The organism is Gracilimonas sp. (assembly GCF_035704785.1).
In the GTDB taxonomy this organism is placed as follows: Bacteria; Bacteroidota; Rhodothermia; order Balneolales; family Balneolaceae; genus Gracilimonas.
This window is the reverse complement of sequence record NZ_DASSWP010000121.1, coordinates 1-5,921: the sequence shown is the minus strand read 5'-3', so window position 1 is coordinate 5,921 and position 5,921 is coordinate 1. Positions and strand designations below refer to the sequence as shown.

7 protein-coding genes are annotated in these 5,921 nt (G+C 40.8%); all 7 read left to right on the top strand.

The features are described from left to right. Positions 1–374, top strand: a 374-nt coding sequence (locus VFM80_RS07330; RefSeq protein WP_395071032.1) for a hypothetical protein, incomplete at its 5' end; no start/stop codon positions are given. A 152-nt stretch (positions 375–526) separates the two neighbouring features. Then, a complete protein-coding gene (locus VFM80_RS07325; RefSeq protein ID WP_395071030.1) occupies positions 527–1,483 on the top strand; it encodes a 6-bladed beta-propeller in 957 nt (318 codons plus the stop codon). Between the two features lie 466 nt (positions 1,484–1,949). Then, positions 1,950–2,186: a helix-turn-helix domain-containing protein gene (locus tag VFM80_RS07320; protein ID WP_395071028.1), complete on the top strand. Its 237-nt coding sequence runs from the start codon at positions 1,950–1,952 to the stop codon at positions 2,184–2,186. Further along, positions 2,173–2,487, top strand: a complete 315-nt coding sequence (locus VFM80_RS07315) for a HipA N-terminal domain-containing protein (protein WP_395071026.1) — start codon at positions 2,173–2,175, stop codon at positions 2,485–2,487. Before VFM80_RS07320 ends, VFM80_RS07315 begins: the two co-directional genes overlap by 14 nt. Further along, positions 2,484–3,410 (top strand): HipA domain-containing protein, encoded by a 927-nt coding sequence (locus VFM80_RS07310; RefSeq protein WP_395071024.1) that lies wholly within the window; start codon positions 2,484–2,486, stop codon positions 3,408–3,410. Before VFM80_RS07315 ends, VFM80_RS07310 begins: the two co-directional genes overlap by 4 nt. A gap of 339 nt (positions 3,411–3,749) precedes the next feature. Further along, positions 3,750–4,262, top strand: coding sequence for a nuclear transport factor 2 family protein (locus VFM80_RS07305; protein WP_395071022.1), 513 nt, complete (start codon positions 3,750–3,752; stop codon positions 4,260–4,262). Further along, positions 4,255–5,921, top strand: a 1,667-nt coding sequence (locus tag VFM80_RS07300) for a M14 metallopeptidase family protein (RefSeq protein WP_395071020.1), incomplete at its 3' end; no start/stop codon positions are given. The genes VFM80_RS07305 and VFM80_RS07300, both read left to right, overlap by 8 nt.

Below are 5,921 nucleotides of genomic sequence, written 5' to 3'. Positions count from 1 at the left end.
GGCAAAAATCAAAAGTTCGAATTTCATCCTCAGATATGGTTTATACAGGGTTAATTAATAAAGTTACCCGAGAGTTGGTTCTCAAAGATGTAGAACAGGTAGATATCAATATGATGAGCCCGGATGCTTTCAAGCAATTCGAAAACGATTTAATAATAGATATCCTGAGTAACGGAAAAATAATGCTTGATGGAGCTTTACTTTATCCTGCAGATCTATCTGTTGCACTTAAAAATAACAGCGAACTTATAAATGATACTAAAGTGAGGCTTTATGTAAATGATATGGCTTCTATGGGTACGGTAACAGATGTACAGAAAACACTTGTAAATAATAATCTGTCCCAGATTTCATATCCAACCGATAAATCTTGAGCATATTTGAATTCATTATGGGACATACTATGTCTGTAAGTATTAATTCTATTTTCTGTATCACTTTACTTGTTTTGTTTTTCAGCTCCTGCTCGCCGGATGAAAGCGATCATGTAAATTCCCGCTCTGTTTCTTTAACTAAAGTAGATTCGGTGGTTTTAAGTAATTCCGAACCTTTATTTGGTAAACTTGTAGAACAATTTCGGATTAATGATTCGGGAGATATTTGGATATTTGCCGAACGGAATCAAAATAGAATCTTCGCATTTGATAGTCTGGGCCAATTTATAAATGTAGTGGGTGAAAGAGGTAAAGGCCCAAAAGGTATTATGCATGTCAGTGGGTTTGAAATTAATAGCGAAAATCAGGTAATAATTAATGATGCAGCTCAAAGAATGCTTAAAATTTTTGATCTGAGCGGCGAACTCATTCAATCGAATACAATTTTTTCTGAGGGTGAATTGTGGGCTCATCCTTACGCTTTGTATAATTTTAAAGACCGACTTTTAATTCCTGTTACGGAAAGCGAATTTATCCGTGAACCGCATAAATCAAAATTGTTAGCTATAGTGGATTATGAGGGCACGGTTGATACTGTTTTTGGAAAGCATGATACGTTTACGCAGGAAGACAATTCCTATAGCGCAGAAAATACTGTTCTAATTAGTTCAAATACAATATTTACTAGTTCAGTTGGCTCGCCTTATATACAAGCTTACAATAGCGACTCCTATCAACAAACAGATTATTTTGGAGGGAATTCAGCAAATTTTTCCATACCAAGCAAAGAAATCCACGCCAACCTCCCCATATCCGAAATTAATAAGAGAGCAGACGGTAGTTCTGTAATGGCAGGTCTTTATGGTACAGATCATTTTATAGTTTCACACATGCAAATCCTTACCGAAGAGTTTTTTGAGACTGTAGACTTCAGCAAGAAAGAAAATGTGCTAATCCTTTATGATAAAGAGACAAAGGAATTCATTAAAGAAATACCGGTTCCTCATACGTTGGCAGCAGTTCACAATAATAAACTCTATTTCATCGAAGATTTTAATGCGGATAATTACACCATAGGTGTTTATGAAATTGTCACCGATCAAAAATAACTTGGTTTAAGTAAGTTTAATTTCGGTAAGTCGCTCTATACAGGAATGCAAAATGAGAGCTCAGATTTCAGCTGCAAATGGTGCAGCTTGGAGGTAACAGCATTATAATTTTTGGAGTTGCCGTATTTCTCCTCATTCCGCCGCTCCGCTCCGGAATGTCTTATTGAGGCTCCGCCTCATACTCCTAAGTTAACAATCAAAAACCTCCGCCCTGAATATTTTAGAGTATTGATGGTTATCGGAGGTTGGGCAACCGGTATTTTCACAAGAAGATGAGGATATGAAATAATAATAATTACTGCTATAGAGGTAATTATAGGGGCTATTATAATTTTATGCTAAGGTCAGGTGTTTATAATCAGGTAAATACTGTTTAAGCAGTAATTTATTTTATTCTGTGCAGATTTTTGCAAGTATTTTTTGTATAATATTAAAAAATGTTGCTTCAACAGTAAAAAGATGCTTTATGAATTATTTTGGAAAAATTATTCGCTGTCACAGAAAAAAAAGTAATCTGACTCAAATTCAACTTGCAGATCTGTCCGGGGTCGGAAAAACAGCGGTATTTGATATAGAGCACGGAAAGGATACCGTTCAATTTGATACGTTTCAAAAAGTATGTGAGGCTTTAAATATTTCCATCGAACTGGAAAGTCCCATTATGGAAACCTGCAAAAAAGAGATAGCCCATGCGAAAAGCTGAAGTGTATATGCACAAAGATCTAGCCGGCTTCCTGATTGAAGAGGAGATAAATAAGAATTATCGGTTCAGATATGAGAGGGATTACCATGGAGCTCCCGTTTCCGTAACTATGCCGGTTGAGCAAAAAGAATTTGAGTTCGATGAATTCCCTCCTTTTTTCGAAGGGCTACTGCCCGAAGGTATAAACCTGGAGTCCCTGTTAAGAACAAAAAAAATTGACAGAAACGACCGGTTCTCACAATTGATAGCGGTGGGTGAAGATACCGTGGGGGCTGTTTCGGTAAGGGAGGTTCAGGAATGAAGCGCTGCCCCATTACATACGAGCCGATTTCAGATGGCAGATATAGCAAAACGGGATTGCATAAATTAAATCCGGCCTTGAATGAGTTAAAGCCTCTGCCCTTTGACCAAAAAGAACAAATTCAGGAAGCACAAAGGCGCATGACAAAAATGTCGATAGCCGGGGTTCAGCCAAAATTAAGTGCACAATTAAGCATAAAGGATAGCACCTTTAAAATTGTGGATAAGCACGGCAGCTTTATACTGAAACCGCCATTGCCAAATTATGATCAGGTTCCTGAAAATGAAGACCTGACCATGCGGATGGCAAAATCAGTTGGAATAGAGGTTCCTTTGCATGGATTGATGTATGCGAAAGATGATTCAATGTTGTATTTCATCAAACGATTTGACCGAAAAGGCAGGTCCGGAAAAATTCATGTAGAAGATTTTGCCCAAGTTGCAGGGATGAGTCGTGATACCAAGTACAATTACTCTTTGGAGAAAGTAGTTGCACTGATAGATGAATACTGCACCTTTCCCATGGTTGAAAAAATGAAGCTCTTCAAAAGAACTTTGTTCAGCTGGCTGACGGGGAATGAGGATATGCATCTTAAAAACTTTTCATTCATTTACCGGGATCAGAAAATTGAATTGTCACCCGCCTACGATCTTTTAAATACCACTATTGTGTTATCAACTCCGGTGGAAGAGATGGCGCTGCCTCTGAAAGGCAAGAAATCGAATTTTACCTGGTCTATTTTCTTTCAATACTTCGGAAAGGAGAGGTTGGGTCTTAACGAAAAAGTGCTTTCGAATATTGATGAGCAAATAAAAGAAGGATTGCCTGAATGGGAAAGATTGATAGAGATCAGCTTTTTGAGTGATGACAGAAAAGAAGCCTACCTCGAAATATTGAAGAAACGGTTTGAGGCATTGGGTTAAGCCATGACCTAATATTCTGCTCGTTCCACCTGCTCCGTTTTTGAACGAATTTTGAATCCCGTTAGGGATGGCCAAGCATAGCCACGGGTTTCAACCCGTGGTTGACAAACACAATCAAAAAAACCTCCGTCCGGAATTTTTTTGAGCATGGATGATTATCGGAGGTTGGGCAACTAAATTGCTATGTGAAGCAAGGCTAGAGAAGGAGGAACGAGATCGTGTCCCGGAAATAAACAAGCAAAGGCCTGCAGGCCTGCTTACTTGCCTGCAAAAATTCCCCCTTGCCCAATCCTTTTGTAATAGCTACCATTGGCTAACTCAAGAACCAACCTTTTATCTATGCGATCTTTGTTGCTGCTACTTTTCATGCCCGGCTTACTGCTCGGTGCCTGCCAACCCAAAGAAACTCAATCCCCGCCATCTGAGGATGCTGTAAATGCAGTGCTCGATGACTGGCACGCTGCTGCAGCCGAGGGGGACTTCGAACGCTACTTTGATCACTTTGAAAACGACTCCTCCATTTTTATGGGAACGGATGCTACCGAGCGGTGGACTGTTGCCGAGTTCAAACCATGGTCTAAACCCTATTTTGAAGATGATGGGGTTGCATGGACCTTCACACCAACCTTCCGAAAAGTATATTTTTCAGAGAATGGGGAAACCGCCTGGTTTGATGAAGAACTGGATACGCCTAACCTTGGACCGAGCCGGGGAACCGGGGTTTTGGTAAAAAATGAAAATGGGTGGAAAATTGCCCATTACAACCTTACTATCCCTATCCCGAATTCTATCGTAGATGATGTGGTACAACAAATTGAAGAAGAACTTACAAATCAGCCTAACAATGATTAAAAAAATAACTTTATTACTGCTTTTTGCGACATTTTTGTCAACACATATTCAGGCTCAGTTACAATCGCCCGAAGAATTTCTTGGGTATGAACTTGGTGACCAATGGACTCCGCATTACAAAGTGCTGAACTATTTTCAGCATGTAGCGGATGAATCTGAGCTGGTTACGCTCACCCAATACGGCACCACCAACGAAGGAAGGGAGCTGGTTTATGCAGTAGTTACTTCAACGGGAAATCATGCAAACCTCGAGGAGATCCGACTCAATAATTTAAAACTGACGGGGCTTGAATCCGGGCAGCCTACCGATAACAAAAAGGCCATTGTCTGGTTGAGTTATAATGTGCACGGTAATGAGACCTCATCAAGTGAAGCAGCCTTAAAGTCGGTTTATGAACTTGTAACAGAGCGAAGTGCCTGGCTGGAAAACACGGTTGTAATTATGGATCCCATGGTCAATCCGGATGGCCGGGATCGGTACGTGAACTGGTACAGAACCGTTGTGGGTGAACAGTTCAATCCGAATCACGATGCAAGGGAGCACCATGAGCCATGGCCGGGTGGAAGAACTAATCACTACTATTTTGACCTGAACCGGGATTGGGCCTGGCAAACACAGGTTGAAAGCAAGCAGCGTATCAAAGTGTATCAGGAGTGGATGCCCCATGTACATGTAGATTTTCACGAACAAAGCTATAGCTCGCCCTATTATTTTGCACCTGCAGCCGAACCATTTCACGAGGCAATAACTGAATGGCAGCGTGAATTTCAGACTATGATCGGTAAAAATCACACCAAATATTTTGATGAGGAAAACTGGCTGTACTTTACCCGTGAAGTTTTTGACCTGTTCTACCCAAGCTATGGTGATACATGGCCTACATTTAATGGTGCAATCGGGATGACCTATGAGCAGGCAGGTGGAGGTTTTGCAGGTTTGGGAGTGTATAAACCGGAAGGCGATACCCTGACCCTGAAAGATCGTTTACTTCATCACCATACTTCAGGGATCTCTACTGTGGAGATCACAGCACAAAATCATGAACGGGTTGTGAATGAATTTGCTTCCTATTTCGAAGAAACCCGGGAAAATGGTTCAGGTCAGTACAAGACTTTTATTGTTAAAAAGAGCAGTAATCCTGATAAAACCTCGAAATTGCTGCGCTATTTAGAGAAGCAGAAAATTGAATTTGGTGTAGCTTCAGGTTCATCCAATCCAAACGGATATGATTTTGCTACCGGAGAAACAGGCCGGGTTTCCATTGAAGAGGGAGATTATGTGATCAGCACGTACCAACCAAAAGGAACATTGGTTAGGGTATTATTTGAGCCAAACCCTGAGTTGGTGGATTCCCTGACGTACGATATCACTGCATGGGAAACTCATTATGCTTACGGATTAGATGGATACGCGATAACGGGCACGGTAAATACTCGCCAGGCTACGATGACGGCCGAGAATGAATCAACACCTGCCATCAATAAGCCTTACGCATATTTGGCTAAATGGAATTCAATGGAAGATCTGAAATATCTTGCACGTTTACTGGATGAAGGAGTACAGGTTCGGTATGCAGAAGAAGCATTCACTTTGAATGACGATCAATATGCTCCCGGTACGCTCATTATCACCAGAAATGGAAATGAATCACTGGGTGA

Excerpts from the sequence above, each read along its gene's own strand:
- VFM80_RS07305 (WP_395071022.1), top strand. The coding sequence starts at position 3,750 with ATGCGATCTTTGTTGCTGCTACTTTTCATGCCCGGCTTACTGCTCGGT.
- VFM80_RS07315 (WP_395071026.1), top strand. The coding sequence starts at position 2,173 with ATGCGAAAAGCTGAAGTGTATATGCACAAAGATCTAGCCGGCTTCCTG.
- VFM80_RS07310 (WP_395071024.1), top strand. The coding sequence starts at position 2,484 with ATGAAGCGCTGCCCCATTACATACGAGCCGATTTCAGATGGCAGATAT.
- VFM80_RS07320 (WP_395071028.1), top strand. The coding sequence starts at position 1,950 with ATGAATTATTTTGGAAAAATTATTCGCTGTCACAGAAAAAAAAGTAAT.